The sequence below is a fragment of the Psychrobacter sp. Pi2-52 genome (genome assembly GCF_904846705.1).
Classification (GTDB): Bacteria; Pseudomonadota; Gammaproteobacteria; order Pseudomonadales; family Moraxellaceae; genus Psychrobacter.
Genome location: NZ_CAJHBS010000024.1, coordinates 1 through 14752, shown reverse-complemented (window position 1 = coordinate 14752; position 14752 = coordinate 1). Strand labels below are relative to the sequence as shown.

Below are 14752 nucleotides of genomic sequence, written 5' to 3'. Positions count from 1 at the left end.
CTTAGAGAAGAGTAAAGGAGTTGTTTAGATAACCAGCACAATGCCTATTATTGATTTAGCATTCTACTGGTTGTTCTTAACAGGCGTGCAAATCAATTATTTTTCAGAATAATTGACGTGTAAGTCTTTCACGTAATTAACTTCGTTTTTGCTGCCGAGTACCACAGGGACACGTTGATGAATATCAGTCGGTTCGATATCTAGGATACGATTGACCGCGTCTGTCGCAGCACCACTGGCACGTTCAATCAATAGGCTCATTGGGTTGGCTTCATACATCAAACGCAGTTTGCCCGCTTTATGAGCATATTTGGTATCAAACGGATAAGTGAACAGACCACCGCGGCATAAGATGCGATGGACGTCACCGACCATGGCGGCTACCCAACGCGTATTAAAATCGCGTCCACGTACGCCTGCTTCACCAGCGATGAGCTCGTCGATGTACTGTTGCATCGGGGCGCGCCAGTAGCGATAGTTTGAGCTATTGATAGCATACTCGCTCGTATCGGTATCGATTTGGACGTTGTCTTCTATCAGCACATAGTCAGACGTCTCTGGGTCTAGGCTAAACATCACGACCTTGTCTGCGATAGTCAGCGCCAGTACGGTAGACGTACCATATAGCAGATAACCGGCGGCTAGCTGTTTGTTACCTGCTTGCAAATAGTCGCTGTTTTCACTGGTTTGACCTTGACGCTCATACGGTAAAACAGAAAAAATCGTACCTACTGCCATATTGATATCGATATTTGATGAGCCATCTAGTGGGTCAAATAAAACCAATAAACTACCGTCATCATTAGCAGGGGTGGCATCATCGAGCTCTTCTGAAGCAACGCCTGCACAGTGCGTGTTTTTTGCCAATGCATCTAGCAATAAGTCATTGGCCAGTACGTCTAGTTTTTTCTGATCTTCGCCTTGGACGTTTTGATTACCCGCTTCGCCCAAAATGTCTGCTAAAGCGCCTTTTCTGAGCAACTGTGAAATCGTCTTACCGACATCAGTGACAGTGGTAATCACGTCGTTAAGTGCAGGGCTAGTGGCATGTTGGTTTAGATAGTCTGCTAAGGTCGTCATAAGGCTTCCTAATAAATGGTATGGAAAGTAAAAGAACGGATAGGTGTCAAAGTAAAGAAATGGGTGGCGTTTCGCACACCTGAAATAGGTAAATTCTTAAATAGCTAATACGGCATCTTTGTCCCGACCACAAAATCGGCTACACTATATCTATTGTTATTCATTTATAGTTTTGTCAGAATTATTCTCTATGAGAATACAGCATGTCTACTCACGCTTTCTGATTGTCTGCTGAGGCTATTTTTCGGTCGAATTTGATTACGGTAAATTGTAGCAAATAAGCGTCAAAATGTCCTTTGTATCTATGCCTATCAGTGATAAATGATCGAACAAAGATGAATAAGTGATTACTATAGACTCATATAAACCCACAATAAAGACTCGCCATTATGTCAAATCCTATCGATAGTAGCGCTACACAACCAGTCTCACCGACTGATTATGCAAAATTTGATCCCAGTACGATTCATCAAAGGCTCAATACCTCATTGAGTCGTCCGCAGCTCAACACCGATGGCAGTATTAGGCATTTCTTAGGTGTTGAAGGTCTTAACAAAGCACAGCTCAAAGCTATTATCGCAAAAGCAGAGACTTTCTTTGATGAAAACGGACAGTTAATTAATCGTCCTGAGTTAGACGGCTATACGGTCATGAATTTGTTCTTTGAACCATCGACTCGTACCCGGACGACATTTGAGGTGGCAGAAAAACGTTTGGGTGCCAATGTACTCAATATCGATATCGAACGTTCTAGTACCAAAAAAGGCGAGAGTCTGCGCGATACGTTGTGGAATCTACAGGCAATGACTGCGGATATCTTTGTAGTTCGACATTCAGCATCAGGTGCCGCGCATTTTATGGCGACAGAAGTGACGCCTGATATCGCTATTATCAATGGCGGTGATGGCTGGCATGCGCATCCCACTCAAGGAATGCTCGACATGTTGACCATTCACCGTGAAGCTCCGCGCCCGTTTGAAGAGCTGTCTATCGCAATCGTTGGTGATATTAAGCACTCACGCGTGGCACGCTCTGATATCAGTGCATTGCAAACACTAGGTGTGACAGACATCCGTGTTTGTGCGCCGCGTACTCTACTACCCAAAGGTATTGAGCGTTTTGGCGTGCAAGTATATGAAAACATGGACGAGTGTGTCACCGACTGTGATGTGATCATGGGATTAAGAATACAAAATGAGCGTATCGGTTCGCCGCTATTGGCCTCCTCAAGTGAATACTATAAGCATTATGGAATCACGCCAGAGCGAGTAGCTCTCGCTAAACCTGATGCACTAGTGATGCATCCGGGGCCGATGAACCGCGGTGTTGAGATTGCCTCTAGTGTGGCTGATGGCGCGCAATCCGTTATCTTAAAGCAGGTAAATAACGGCATTGCCATTCGCATGGCAGTCTTATCACTTGCGATGGAAGGTCAACGCGCTCATCAAGCGGCTGGCAAATAATAGGCTGCCGAGCGACTTATTCTCATTTATTTAATTTTATTGATACGGTAATAACGTTATGTCTACCATGCTTAATACGGATGCACCCATTCTTGACCATTTACCAAAAGTATTTAAAGATGCATTGCCGCAAACTGCAACAGAAAAACTATCTACACTCGATTCTGACCGTGAGATGTGGTTATTGCCACCACTAGTAGATCTATGCGCGCGTTTGCGTGAGCCAGGCCAGCAGCAACACGGTACGCTAAAATCAGAAGGCAGCGCTGCTCATGGTAATGGATTTTTGCATGTGGTGACGCCACCTGATACCAATCCTATTTTAGAAAATGGCTCACTCTTAAAAGGTTTACGTGAGCGTGCCTTGAGTGATGGCGGGATTTACTTGCATATTTTGGGTGCATTGACCACAGGGTTAGAGGGCGAACGACCATCTAATATCGCAGGGCTTAAAAAGGGCGGCTGTATTGCGGTATCTAATGCGCGTAGACCTTTTCGTAATGACTTAGTATTGCTACGTACACTAGAATACGCGGCGACTTTTGGTATGAAAGTATTCTTTTATCCTGACGAGCCAAGTCTGTCTGGAGATGGCGTGGCACATGAGGGCTATATTGCTTCTTATCATGGTCTACAAGGGATTCCTTGGATTGCAGAAACGGTTGCACTGTCTACGCAGCTATTGATGGTTGAAGAGACTGGAATCGCTGCTCATTTTAGCCAGTTGTCATGTAAGTCTTCCATCGAGCTCATGCGCTGGGCAAAAGACAAAGGTCTGCCTGTTACGTGCGATGTTGCGATGCATCAGCTTTATCTAACTGATGACAATCTTGAAGGCTTTAATGCTCAGGCGTACGTGTTGCCACCGCTACGTAGTAATACGGATCAGCAGGCAATCCGCCGTGGATTAAAGGATGGCACTATCGATGCTATCTGTAGTCATCACGAGCCACTGAATAGTACCGCCAAAAAAGCACCATTTGCTGAAAGTACGCCAGGTATCTCAAACTTTGATACGTTTATGGCGCTAGCTTGTCAGCTGGTAAATGACGAGGTATTAACACTCTCGCAACTGGTAGACAAAATCTGCCTAAATCCTGCAAAAATCGCAGGTATTAGTGAGCAGTATGAAGCTATCGGCGGTGCAGTATTGGTCGATCCTAACCTTGAGTGGCAAGTAACCGCGCAATCGATGCTATCGAGTGGTAAGAACACGCCGTTTTTCAATCAGCAGTTGCAAGGACGTGTTGTGGAGACATTCTTTGGCTAATTTGCCCCAACAGGATGACCGTCTGCCGCCATCCTCGAAGGATAAAGGGGTTACCATGAATGGTCAGCAAGAAAAATCGCGCAGTACGGCGAGTGAGTCTATCAAAGCAGTGGCCATTTATGAGGTAGTGAAAGGTGTTGGTGCGTTACTAGGAGCAGGGGCATTATGGTGGTGGCATACCAATCTTGAGCATTGGCTGACGACGGCAACCGTTACTTGGCAGCGCAGCTTCGGCCATATGCTTGCCCCGCAAATCGATAGTGCCGTACGTATTGCTCAGCAGGCAAGTAAAAACTGGCCGATGTTTTTATTATTGATATTTGCTTACGCCAGTTTGCGCTTCCTAGAAGCCTATGGCTTATGGCATGACAAAACATGGGCATATTGGTTCGGGGTGTTAGGCTATGGGGTATTTATTCCTATAGAAATCTACTATCTGATCGTTAGCCCATTTGACTGGTTTAAGCTTGGAATATTGGTTTCTAATCTGCTCATTATTATTGTGGTTTATCGCAATATGAAACGAAAGGGCTTGATATAACGTTTAAATTTAAGTCAAAAAATCCAGCATAAGACAAGTATCTGATGCTGGATTTTTTGTGCCTGCTATATTTTTAGCTTATACGTCTACTGGTTTTTCATCCGTACGAATGCTCTTGGCGACTTTACCGACGCTTAGACCTTGTACCAAGATGGAGAAAATCACCACCGCATAAGTGAGTGCCAATAGAATCTCTCGTTCAGCCCCGATCGGTAACTGTAATACTAGCGCGACTGAGATACCACCACGTAAACCGCCCCAAGTCAAAACTTTCCATGCGCCCGTAGGCAGATCAAGCTGACGATGAAAGGTCTTGGTCGTCATGCCTACCACGATAAATCTGGCAACGAGCGCAATCAAAATCGTCAAACCGCTCGCAATAAATAAATTGCCTGAATAAGCAATCATGACCACTTCTAGACCGATGAGCACAAACAAAATGGCGTTTAAAATCTCATCAATCAATTCCCAGAACAAATCAATATAGTGCCGTGTCTTATCACTCATGGCTAGCTCGCGACCTCGATTACCGACCATCAGACCCATCATGACCATGGCGAGTGGCCCTGATAAGTGCCAATGACTGGCCAGCGCGTAGCCACCGATGACACCTGCTAATGTTAATAGCACTTCTTCTTGATAGCTATCAATACTTTTGAGTAAGTAATACAAAATCGCACCAAGTACCAGTCCGAATACAACGCCGCCACCAGCTTCAACCGCTAATGTATGTGCGACATAGTTGGCAGTAGGAATATCACCGCTAGATAAAATCCCTAGTAATAAAACGAAGATGACCACGCCGATACCATCATTGAACAATGACTCGCCAGCGATGACGGTCTCGATACTTTTTGGAGCGCCTGCTGATGAGAGAATGCCCATGACAGCAATAGGATCGGTAGGGGAGATAAGCGCACCAAATAACAGGCACCAGAGAAACGGTAAGCCGAAACCGAATAGCGGCAGCATAAAGTAAATCGCGGTCGCAATGAGCATCGCCGATATGATCGTACCAAGTCCGGCAAGGATACCAATAGGTAGCTTGTAGCGTCTTAAGTCACCAATATTGACGTGTAATGCACCTGCGAATAGCAACATCGACAGCATGCCGTCTAAGAGCACTTCGGTAAAATCAAGTTGCTCCAATAAACTGACTTCGTAATCAATCAGTTGATCAAACCCTAAGAAGCCCAAAAATATCGCACCGATTGACAGTAAGATAGAGATGACCATGACACCGATAGTGGTCGGCAAACCAATAAAACGGTGATTAATATAAGTTAACGAAGCGGTAATCGACAAAAATATGGCGCTAATTTCTAGAATGGTGAGGCTGGTTGCAGATGCCATAAAAAGTAGGTCTCGTATAAATATAAAAAGTATCTAAAGCACAGGGCTTATAGGGACGTTATAAGTGTTGCTAGCTATAGGGGTTGTGTTTATAAGTGATGTATTTATAAAGGCTGGTATTGCCATATATTTAAACAGTTAATTGCTCATGTCATTAACTAGACTGTGTCTGTAACGCTTGACGAATATCGGCTTCAAAATTACTCACGTAATTAAAATGCTTGTGCTGCGCATCATTATCAAGGATAAATTGCTTTGCTTGTTCGCACATAGCGACCAAATCATCGACCAACTCTTGATAATTTAAATTCTCTTCTCCGGCGCGCTGAATCAGATGCAATTCATGTAATAGCGTTTGCTGCTGCGCGCTGTTTACCCGTGCATAGTTCAGATTGACCATTGCCTGACATAGTGCTTTTAAGACCATTAGGTCAGCAGCTGCATAACGACGTATCTCACCAAGTGATACATTGATAAAGTCAGAAATTTTGGGGATATGAGTCACTAGCGCCAATATGGCCAGTCGCTTCTGTTTGATAGTATTTTCAGAGCTATCGTTAGTGTCTGACTGCGGTATGTGAAAATGATAAGGGCTTGGTGGCTGACGACGCATCATAATACTCAGACAGCTGGTTAGAGACTGGACGCAATTGACCGCAGTTTTTGGATCATTGATACCAGGGGATAGTGCGCGTACAGCAATTTCCGTCATTTGACCTAAGCTATATGCAATGTCGTTAGAGTGCGCCAATCGTTGCTCAAGTCGCAGGCAATTTGCAAGACGTTGCCAAAACAGTCCATCAGGCGCTCGCGGTATCACTGCCAGATGCGGGGTTGCTGTCTTCTGTTGGTTATTTGGATGAGATTCAGGTCGCTGATAAAAGTAGCCAATGACGTTTTTGTCAGTGACGTAATTACCGAGGTTGACATGCATCTGTACCACGCCACCATAATCCTGTGACAGCGCAATCAATGACTCAAGATAAATCTGCTGTAAATAACCTGAATTTGGTGAATAAATCGGCATAGCAGGCCAGTTTTGGAACTGCTCGATATCATGGTGCTCAGCATCGCGTTGATGTTGAATATCACATCGATCATTATACCAATAGTAAATGTTTGCAATCGCATCGTTGCTAGCATTTTGAATGACGTGTGACGCTTGAATAGCATGTACCATATGCTGTACAAAATAAACTAAAAGCAGCGCACAGATAATCGCCATGATAATAGCAAAAGTTACTGCCAATTGCGGCACACCAAAAGCTACGTCAGACTTATGGATAGACTTCAATACCAGTAAGCTATAGCTAAATGTACCGATAAAAGCGCCAAGGACAAACTGATTTGGAGTGTCAGTCAAAAAGTTACGTAGTAGTCTTGGACCAAACTGTGAGGATGCCATCGACAGGACGGCGATTGTAATCGAAAATGTCGTACCCGCCACGCCCAGTACCGCACCAGCGATGGCGGTCATAATCGCGCGCGCCGCCTCGTCATCACCAGTAAAAGCAAAGGAGATCTCTTTTACGGTTTCACGATCAAAATGCTGATCAATCGCGACTAGTAAAGGAGCAAGCAAAATACCGACGATGACACAAGCGGTTGGAATAAACCAATAAGAGCCAATCAGCCATTGCCACAAGTTATTTAAGCGATCAGGCAAGTCGGTCAGCGTTTGTATTGACCACAACTTAGTGAACTGCTTAAGCCTGTTTTGACCTGCATTGATCGTACGTGTCCAGACACTGTCTCCATCATTTTTATTCACTGTGATGAGCCTTAGGGTTATCTGCTTCTGTAATAATAGCGTTTTTGTGCGTACGTCTGCTCATATTTGTCTCAGCATGACTCTCACTAGTCCCTAGAGGTATGATGGCTTCATTGTCGTGATCGTCATACTCAATATCACTGTCTTTATCATAAGCCATAGGCTCTAGGTGCGGTGAGGCTTCAATATTTGAATCATTACCGTTATAAATATTCTCATTATGTCTATCTAGATTATCATGTCGTTGTACATTTTCAGTGGCGGTAGAGGTTTTTCTAAATAGCTTACGGTCATCGCCATGCTTACTAGTAGATTGTTTACGCGGTTCGCTATTGGCAAAGATAGCATTTAGCGGCAGATGCAGTTGCTGTTTGGCGTACGCCTCAGTATTTTCAAAGCGTTTTACCAGTAAACTTAGCCAAGGTTTTTGACCTTCCAATTTCATCTCATCCAACTCATCCTTGATAGGAAGTGGGTAGGGCAAGGTACGATAAAAGTCCCATAACGTCATCCTACTCAGGTCTTTTTTGAGTACATAGTCGTCATCATCTGTCATGGTAATCAGATTGCTGTCTTGTAGGTAGTTGATATAGGTATACCATTTTGGCAGCTCTTTGCGACCTAAGACATTACGCAGTGCTTGCTCGCTAACAGCTTCACCTTTTAAGTGGTGGGTATAAACCAAATTCAACATGTCTAACAAGCTGAGTAACGGGTGACGAGGGTAGACTTCTTCTGTCTCAAAAATCGTCAAGGTATAGCTGATTTCAACGCCTAATAAAATCAAATTCCACGACAGATAAATCCATAGTAGAAAAATAGGCAAGGCAGCAAAAGCGCCGTAAATCGCTTCATAGCTAGTAAAGTTAGCCATCACTGTACCAAACAGATGCTTCATTAATTCAAAGACAATGGCCACGAACACGCCAGCGATGGCTGCATTTTTTGCTGGTACGCGCGCCTTTGGAATAAACCAGTACATACCGATAAAACCCGCCATCGTAATACCAATCGATGCCATTTGTACCCAAAAGCTCCAGTCGATACCGTAGCCAGCAATTTGACGATTAAGAAAACTCAGACTCTGTACAGTACTTGAAGCGATAAAAGCGGTGCCCAATACCAATGGTCCCAAAGTAACGATAGTCCAATAACGCAGCATGCTTTTGATGCCACCAGAGCGATCTTCTACTCGCCAGATTTGATTAAAGGCACGCTCAATGGTGGTCAAGGTCATGATGGTGGTAAAAAATAGCACCATCGCACCGATGATGGTTAGATTGGAGGATTTTTCGGCGAAGTCATTGATATACTCACTGACTTGCATGCTCGATTGCGGCAATAAGTTGCTATAAATGACCTCGTATATCTGCGCTCTGACGGATGCCAGTGCCGGTACAGATGATAAAATCATCAGTAATACCGTTAATACAGGCACGATCGACAGCATAGTCGTGTAGGTTAGCGATGCTGCTTTTTGCTGACAGTTGTCTTCAAAAAAATGTCGAACCAAAAATCGCAAGAATTGAAACCAGCGTTGTTGTAGAAATGGCAGTTTTTGTGAGAATTTTTCCATGTCGACCATTAAGCAAAAGTAAGAGTGACAATAGTGTAACAAAGATGAACGGTTATCATCTGCGGTTTAATTGTGTCAAAATGCACCGCGTAGCACATCAGATACAATATAAGTTAGGTTATCAATCATGGGTATTTGCATGACAGTGAATGACTCGGGCATAATGTGCACATATTCTACAATGCCAGTTAGTCATATATTTCGCCGCATTTTTGGTGGCCAGTACGACTAACGATTTTATAAGGAAGCTTTGCTAATGAGTCAGACCGACCCTTATGTTTTGGTGCTTTATTATTCTAATTACGGTACGACTAAGACATTAGCATATGCTATCGCTCAAGGTATTGAAGATGCTGGCATGACTGCGCGTATCCGTACGGTACCGACAGTGGCACCTGAAACCACGTCAAGTAAGCCTGCGATACCTGATGAGGGTGATTTGTACTGTACGATGGACGATCTCAAGGACTGTAGCGGTCTAGCGCTTGGTAGCCCAACGCACTTTGGTAATATGGCTGCACCCATGAAGTATTTTTGGGATAATACCGTGACCCTATGGCTGGCAGGGAACCTACAAAACAAGCCTGCATCGGTGTTTACGGCGACAGGCTCTATGCATGGTGGCCAAGAAACGACATTGTTGACGATGATGTTGCCGCTGATGCATCACGGTATGGTCATCGTAGGTGTGCCCTATGCAGAGCCAGCATTGAACCGTACTCATCGCGGCGGCACGCCTTATGGTGCCAGTCATGTCAGCGGTGCATCACATGATCAGCCTATATCTACTGACGAGCGAGATTTGGGTATTGCGCAGGGTCGCCGTTTAGCGATTACTGCAGCTGCATTAGCAAAGGCTGATTGGGGCCGATAAGCAACTTTTATAAACCTGCTGTCTAGAATCGTCTGAGTCTCAAAGTCTATGACTGAATGTTTATAACCACCTGATTATAAGCAAGTGGTTATAACAAAGAGCTACTTATTCATCTTCAGCAGTATATTATTCATTTAGGAAATCAAAATATCTAATGGCCACAATCCGCCCTAATACAAAGCCTCTTAAAACGGTTAAGCCTATCGCACCTATTTCACAGCGCTTGAAGGTTACGTGGTTAATTTGGCTCGTTTATAGACTGCTCGGATTGCCTATCTTTATTAGTATCTTTAATCCTAGTAGCCCTGATATCGTTGGCGGTATTGCTTGGCAGGCATTATGGCTAGTGCCCGCGTTGATTCTGACGCCATGGATATTGCGTGGTCGTTCACCTTATGCATTGTTGATAAGTAGTATGTTTACCTTGGTATATTTGGGTGCGAGTGGCGTGGTGCTGTTTACTCGTATATATGGCAGTAGCTGGGCAGAAATCGCTGTGTACTTAGCGGATTTCTTACTATTGCTTGCCATTAATGTTTGGCTATTTATTCTGCTCAAACGTTTGCCTTCGATGAACAACGTTGTGAAGAAACCTCGTCAATAATTGAAATTACCTGAAGCCTAATAAATTATACCTATCAATCTAAAACCATAAAAAAGCGGCACTCCATCTAGAGCGCCGCTTTTTTGTTTATAACGTTAAAAATAAGTAGATTAGTTAATCTTAGTCAATTCTAAATCCATTTTCTTACCATCGTTAATTTGGCTAACTTTAACTGGCATATAGTCTAAGCTTGGAGCTAACCAAAAGCTGGTAGAGCGGCTGTCGTCATCGTGGACACGGTCAACACGTACCGTATCAAAGGTACCCGCTGGTACGGTAATCTTAGTGCTGCCTGATTTTTTAAATGGCGTCTTCTCAATTTTGTCTTTTTTCGCCATGTAGTAGTTACCAGAGAATTTACCGTTTAATAAGTCCTGACGAATCTGTACCTCAAGACTTAAATCATCAAAGGCTTGCTGCGACATATTCATAGTCGTCGACTTGCCTTTATAGTTACTGGTGACTTTTTTGCTGCTTGGGTTGAAATCTAGTTTGTGCGTGCGACCCATGCCAAGTAATTTGTAAGTGGTGCTCGCTTGCGTGGGGCTGACATTGTTACCGTTAATTGTAAAGGTGCTATTTTGTGAGGCCCTAGCCACACCAGCGACGCGCGCCTTAACGTTGTATTTCCAAGTATTACCAGATTTACTTAACGTACGAGTTGCTGTGCCTTTGTATTTGTCCTCAACGGTAAAGCTATAACTGGCCGTTGATGGTTGAATAGTTTTTGCGCTAGCAAGGGTAGGTGCGGTCATACTCAAAGCTCCAACGGTAGAGATACTGATGCCTGTCACTAAGGCAGATAAAAATTTAGATGGACTGCGTTTTGCGTTATTAGCATTATCAACATTGTCGCTTGATGACTTTTTGTACATTGATGAAAAACTCATAGATACCCCTTCATTAATTTATTGCCGATATAGCAACTTTTTTCGTTCGTTCTTATTATGTTTACCAGACCTATAATGGTCATACGCTGTTACATTTTCAAGCGTGATGTCATACCGCTTCGTGTAGTGCTTGTAGCAAATGTTTCTATAGCTAATTTGGCATTGGTCAAAATATAAATTCAGCTCGCTAATATTTCTAAATATTCCTACTTCTTGTTCCTTATTTGAATAGCATATCGGCTTTACTAAGCCTCATTCATTTATATGAAACGTTGATTGATCAATTTTTGCAAAATAATCTTGTAAATTTTTGGGCTTTACACTTGAACCGAACTCACCTTGCCCCCACTTTTTGTTACAAGCTCAAGGCTTATCTATAAAGCGTTGTTTTTGGCAGTGTTCCCTATAGATACTGGTATTGAGACTATTAATTCAAATAAACCCTTTATTCAAACAACTAATTTTTGGAGTCATATCGATGAACATTCGTCCTTTACATGACCGTATTGTCGTCCGCCGTATAGAAGAAGAAACAAAGACTGCTGGTGGTATCTTGCTTCCTGGTTCAGCACAAGAGAAACCTTCACAAGGTGAAGTGCTTGCAGTTGGTAATGGTCAAGTTCGTGACAACGGTGAAACTCGTGCGTTAGATGTAAAAGCTGGCGACAAAGTTTTGTTCGGTCAATATGCTGGTCAAACCGTAAAGGTTGACGGTGAAGAACTATTGATTATGAAAGAGTCTGATGTATTGGGTGTGCTAGAAGGCTAGTCCTTTTGAGTATTATTTTATACTCAGCACATTTTGATAGCAGTTTCTGATAATCGCTTTTGATAAGCAACTATCAAATCAATCAATTGTATTCTCATACTTATAATAGTGGAGTAATTTAACATGGCAAAAGACGTAAAATTCGGCATTGATGCCCGTAAACAAATGATGGACGGCGTAAACGTTCTAGCAAACGCAGTACGTGTAACACTAGGCCCTAAAGGTCGTAACGTTGTTATCGACAAATCATTTGGCGCACCTACCATCACTAAAGATGGTGTTTCAGTTGCCAAAGAAATCGAGCTAGAAAACAAATTCGAAAACATGGGTGCTCAGCTTGTTCGCGAAGTTGCTAGCCGTACTAATGATGTTGCTGGTGATGGTACAACGACTGCGACCGTATTGGCTCAGTCAATCCTGCAAGAAGGCATGAAGTCAGTCGCCGCTGGCATGAACCCAATGGATTTGAAACGCGGTATCGACAAAGCCGTTCGCGCAGCTGTGCAAGAAATCCATAACCTATCAACGCCAGCTGATGACGAAAAAGCCATCGCGCAAGTAGGTTCTATCTCTGCTAACTCAGACACCAAAATTGGTGAGCTGATCTCGCAAGCGATGCAAAAAGTGGGTAAGCAAGGTGTTATCACTGTTGAAGAAGGTTCAAGCTTCGAAGATACCCTAGAAGTTGTTGAGGGTATGCAGTTTGACCGTGGTTATATCAGCCCGTACTTTGCTAACAAGCAAGACAGCTTGACTGCTGAATTTGAAAACCCATATATCCTATTGGTTGACAAAAAAATCAGCAACATCCGTGAGATCGTTCCATTACTTGAGCAAGTCATGCAGCAGAGCAAGCCATTGCTTATCATTGCTGAAGACGTAGAAAACGAAGCGTTGGCAACCCTAGTTGTAAATAACATGCGTGGCGGTTTGAAAACTTGTGCCGTTAAAGCACCAGGTTTTGGCGATCGTCGTAAAGCAATGCTAGAAGATATCGCAACGCTAACTGGCGGTACTGTAATCTCCGAAGAGATTGGTCTAAGCCTAGAGACTGCTACTCTAGAGCAATTGGGTACTGCGAAAAAAGTCACTGTTGGTAAAGAGAACACTGTTATCGTTGATGGCGCTGGCAACAAAGCTGACATCGAAAACCGTGTTGAGTCTATCAACCGTCAAATCGCAGAGTCTACTTCTGATTACGACAAAGAAAAGCTACAAGAGCGCGTTGCGAAATTGGCAGGCGGCGTAGCAGTTATCAAAGTCGGTGCAGCAACTGAAACTGAAATGAAAGAGAAGAAAGACCGTGTTGATGATGCGCTACATGCGACTCGTGCAGCGGTTGAAGAAGGCGTTGTACCTGGCGGCGGTGTTGCCTTAGTTCGTGCAATGAATGCATTGTCTGAGCTAAAAGGCGATAACGACGACCAAGACGCTGGTATCAACATTCTACGTCGTGCAATGGAAGCGCCATTACGTCAAATCGTCACCAACGCTGGTGAAGAAGCTTCAGTCGTAGTGAACGCAGTAAAAAATGGCACTGGTAACTACGGTTATAATGCTGCTTCTGGCGAATACGGCGATATGCTTGAGATGGGTATCCTTGATCCAGCCAAAGTATCTCGTTCAGCACTAGAGAACGCGGCGTCTGTTGCTGGCTTAATGCTTACCACTGAAGCGATGATTACTGATTTACCACAAGGTGATGATGGTATGGCTGCTATGGGCGGCGCTGGTGGAATGGGCGGTATGGGTGGAATGGGCGGCATGATGTAATTTTACTTCTGCTGCAAAGCGATTTATCTTTGTCAGATACGCTCAATGTACAATAAGTACTATTTTTGCTTATCTTCCTCGGTAAATCGTTTTTCGCTAAAAGTATGATTTTGTCATAAAGTCTATTTGACTATTAAAAGCTCTGTTATCGAAAGATAGCAGGGCTTTTTTTTGTTTGATTTAAAGTAATAATTAATATTGTGCAGAAAATCAAAATAGGGATAACTGATTAAAATTACCCATTACTTAATAATATTAGTATTACTAATATTAATTTAAATTTTCAATTAATAATTTATTAGGATATAGTTGATATAGCGAATATATTCGCTAATAGTGTTTTAACTTAGAAGGAATAAATTAATCCAAAAGGAATTCAAAATGAAGATTTTATCGATTGCGATGGTAGCATCAACCCTAGTGTTGGCTTCTGCTAGTAGTTCAGCTGATCCTAGTTTAGATAGGTTTAAAATGCAAAAGCCGATGGAGATGTCTAGCGTTACTCATTCTAAAGTTATGCAGTTATCGTTTAAGAATAAAGAGCGCTACACAAGCGAAAAAGAAATTTATGAAAAAGTGATGAGAGGTGCCAAAGCAAACGGCTTTGAGCTTAAAGAAGTAGAAGCAATGAAAATCGCTCACATCGTTGACGGCGCTTTGGACAATGAGCCACCAGAAGCGGCTTCTATTAATATAAAAGTTACTATCCATTAGACCTCTTGCAAAAGTCATAGGTTAAGCTCGAAATTAACAACACCGGCGAATAGCTTCATTCTAAGATCATAGCG

General features: G+C 43.2%; 13 protein-coding genes. 8 read left to right on the top strand and 5 right to left on the bottom strand.

Annotated features, from left to right (window positions below; all coding sequences use genetic code 11):
- Positions 1-96 precede the first annotated feature (96 nt).
- A complete protein-coding gene (locus tag JMY00_RS11670; protein WP_201580270.1) occupies positions 97-1080 on the bottom strand; it encodes a class 1 fructose-bisphosphatase in 984 nt (327 codons plus the stop codon).
- A gap of 389 nt (positions 1081-1469) precedes the next feature.
- On the opposite strand from JMY00_RS11670, the gene JMY00_RS11665 reads away from it, so the two are divergent.
- Genes JMY00_RS11665 through JMY00_RS11655 form a run of 3 tightly spaced genes read left to right on the top strand, consistent with a single transcriptional unit; the run spans position 1470 to position 4354 of the window.
- Complete coding sequence (locus JMY00_RS11665) at positions 1470-2543, top strand: aspartate carbamoyltransferase catalytic subunit (RefSeq protein WP_102093277.1); 1074 nt, start codon at positions 1470-1472, stop codon at positions 2541-2543.
- 58 nt (positions 2544-2601) lie between these two features.
- A complete protein-coding gene (locus tag JMY00_RS11660) occupies positions 2602-3813 on the top strand; it encodes a dihydroorotase (protein ID WP_201580269.1) in 1212 nt (403 codons plus the stop codon).
- Entirely contained in the window at positions 3806-4354 is a 549-nt protein-coding gene (locus JMY00_RS11655; RefSeq protein ID WP_201580268.1) for a DUF2127 domain-containing protein, read from the top strand. The genes JMY00_RS11660 and JMY00_RS11655 overlap by 8 nt, the downstream gene beginning before the upstream one ends.
- Before the next feature lie 78 nt (positions 4355-4432).
- On the opposite strand, the gene JMY00_RS11650 is transcribed toward JMY00_RS11655, so the two are convergent.
- The 3 genes from JMY00_RS11650 to JMY00_RS11640 all read right to left on the bottom strand — a co-directional run bounded on the left by JMY00_RS11650 (position 4433) and on the right by JMY00_RS11640 (position 9054).
- The gene (locus tag JMY00_RS11650; RefSeq protein WP_201580267.1) at positions 4433-5707 is read right to left on the bottom strand and encodes a sodium:proton antiporter; all 1275 of its coding nucleotides are present in this window, start codon (positions 5705-5707) and stop codon (positions 4433-4435) included.
- Between the two features lie 154 nt (positions 5708-5861).
- Complete coding sequence (locus JMY00_RS11645; RefSeq protein ID WP_240990741.1) at positions 5862-7478, bottom strand: DUF2254 domain-containing protein; 1617 nt, start codon at positions 7476-7478, stop codon at positions 5862-5864.
- Positions 7471-9054 carry a YihY family inner membrane protein gene (locus JMY00_RS11640; protein WP_201580266.1) on the bottom strand — a complete coding sequence of 528 codons (1584 nt, stop codon included), beginning with the start codon at positions 9052-9054 and terminating at the stop codon, positions 7471-7473. Before JMY00_RS11640 ends, JMY00_RS11645 begins: the two co-directional genes overlap by 8 nt.
- Before the next feature lie 256 nt (positions 9055-9310).
- Here JMY00_RS11640 and wrbA point away from each other — a divergent pair, with 256 nt between their 5' ends.
- Both wrbA and JMY00_RS11630 read left to right on the top strand, forming a co-directional pair.
- Positions 9311-9928, top strand: a complete 618-nt coding sequence (gene wrbA, locus JMY00_RS11635) for an NAD(P)H:quinone oxidoreductase (protein ID WP_201580265.1) — start codon at positions 9311-9313, stop codon at positions 9926-9928.
- Positions 9929-10082: 154 nt separating this feature from the next.
- Entirely contained in the window at positions 10083-10532 is a 450-nt protein-coding gene (locus tag JMY00_RS11630) for a hypothetical protein (protein WP_201580264.1), read from the top strand.
- Positions 10533-10642: 110 nt separating this feature from the next.
- Here JMY00_RS11630 and JMY00_RS11625 read toward each other — a convergent pair whose 3' ends face one another.
- The gene (locus JMY00_RS11625; RefSeq protein WP_201580263.1) at positions 10643-11422 is read right to left on the bottom strand and encodes a DUF3108 domain-containing protein; all 780 of its coding nucleotides are present in this window, start codon (positions 11420-11422) and stop codon (positions 10643-10645) included.
- A 478-nt stretch (positions 11423-11900) separates the two neighbouring features.
- Here JMY00_RS11625 and groES point away from each other — a divergent pair, with 478 nt between their 5' ends.
- The 3 genes from groES (at position 11901) to JMY00_RS11610 (ending at position 14678) form a co-directional block, all read left to right on the top strand.
- A complete protein-coding gene (gene groES / locus JMY00_RS11620) occupies positions 11901-12191 on the top strand; it encodes a co-chaperone GroES (protein ID WP_057758860.1) in 291 nt (96 codons plus the stop codon).
- Positions 12192-12314: 123 nt separating this feature from the next.
- Positions 12315-13964: a chaperonin GroEL gene (gene groL / locus JMY00_RS11615; protein WP_201580262.1), complete on the top strand. Its 1650-nt coding sequence runs from the start codon at positions 12315-12317 to the stop codon at positions 13962-13964.
- 381 nt (positions 13965-14345) lie between these two features.
- Entirely contained in the window at positions 14346-14678 is a 333-nt protein-coding gene (locus tag JMY00_RS11610) for a hypothetical protein (protein WP_201580261.1), read from the top strand.
- Positions 14679-14752: the final 74 nt, after the last annotated feature.